Origin of the sequence: Streptomyces sp. WG5 (assembly GCF_049974565.1) — a bacterium.
Lineage (GTDB): Bacteria > Actinomycetota > Actinomycetes > Streptomycetales > Streptomycetaceae > Streptomyces.
In genome coordinates, this window is sequence record NZ_JBNGGC010000117.1 from 1 (window position 1) to 1,690 (window position 1,690).

Consider the following 1,690-nt stretch of genomic DNA (forward strand, 5'->3'; position numbering starts at 1 on the left):
CGGGGGCTTGTTCGATGATGGCGTGCGCGTTGGTGCCGCTGAAGCCGAACGAGGACACCGCGGCACGGCGCGGACGGCCGGTCTGCGGCCAGTCCACCTGCTCGGCCAGCAGGGAGACCGCGCCCTCGGACCAGTCCACGTGCGGGGACGGCTCGTCCACATGCAGGGTCCTGGGCAGCACACCGTGCCGCATCGCCATCACCATCTTGATGACGCCCGCGACACCCGCCGCGGCCTGCGTGTGACCCATGTTCGACTTGATCGAACCCAGCCACAGAGGCCGCTCACCACTGTGCTCCTGGCCGTACGTGGCGAGAAGGGCCTGCGCCTCGATCGGGTCACCCAGCGTCGTGCCCGTCCCGTGCGCCTCCACCGCATCGACCTCGGCCGCCGTGAGCCGGGCATTGGCCAGAGCCTGCCGGATCACCCGCTGCTGCGACGGACCGTTCGGCGCCGTCAGACCATTGCTCGCACCATCCTGATTGACCGCCGAACCCCGCACCACCGCCAGCACCGGATGCCCCTTGGCACGCGCGTCCGACAGCCGCTCCACGACCATCACACCCGCGCCCTCGGCCCAACCCGTGCCATCAGCATCCGCCGAGAACGCCTTGCACCGGCCATCGGCCGCCAGACCACGCTGACGACTGAACTCCACAAAAGCCGCCGGCGTCGCCATCACCGTCACACCACCGGCCAACGCCAGATCACACTCACCACCCCGCAACGCCTGCACCGCCAAGTGCAGGGCAACGAGCGAGGACGAACACGCCGTGTCGACGGTGACGGCCGGACCTTCGAGGCCGAACGCATAGGAGAGGCGGCCCGAGATGACACTCGCGGCATTGCCCGTGCCGACGAACCCCTCGACGCCCTCCGGCAAAACCGACAGCCGGGACGCGTAATCGTGGTACATCACACCCGCGAAGACACCCGTCCGACTGCCACGCATCGTCGTCGGATCGATACCGGCCCGCTCGAACGCCTCCCACGACGTCTCCAGCAACAACCGCTGCTGCGGATCCATCGCCACCGCCTCACGCGGCGAAATCCCGAAGAACGCCGGATCGAAATCACCCGCGTCCCGAACGAAACCGCCCTCCCGCGCATAGCTCGCCCCCTGCTGATCAGGATCAGCGTCGAACAACGCCTCCACATCCCAGCCACGATCCTCAGGGAACCCGGAAATCGCATCCCGGCCCTCCAGGACCAGCCGCCACAGATCCTCCGGACTCTCCACCCCACCCGGATAACGACACCCCAGACCCACGATCGCGATCGGCTCGTCATCACGGAGGGCGACGGGCACGGCTGCCGTCACCACGGTTGCCACACCGACCAGTTCGCCCCGTACGTACTCCGCGAGAGCGGCAGAGGTGGGGTAGTCGAAGACAAGGGTGGCCGGCAGGCGCAGCCCGACCGTCGCGGCCAGGCGGTTGCGCAGCTCGACGGCGGTCAGCGAGTCGAAGCCCAGCTCACGGAAGGACCGATCCGGCTCCACCCCCTCCGGACCCGCATACCCGAGGACCGCCGCGACCTGGGTGCGGACCAGCTCCAGGACATGAGCCTCCTGCTCGGCCACGGTCAGTCCGGCCAGGCGATCGGCCACGGACGCGACGCCGGCCTTCGCGGCGCGGCGGGCCGGGACGCGGACCAGGCCACTCAGAAGCGGCGGCAGCATCCCGCCGCC

At 69.5% G+C, this 1,690-nt stretch carries 1 protein-coding gene; it reads right to left on the reverse strand.

All coding sequences use genetic code 11. The features are described from left to right. Positions 1-1,690: type I polyketide synthase (locus ACP4IX_RS36120; RefSeq protein ID WP_426558874.1), on the reverse strand; the 1,690-nt coding region annotated here is incomplete at both ends.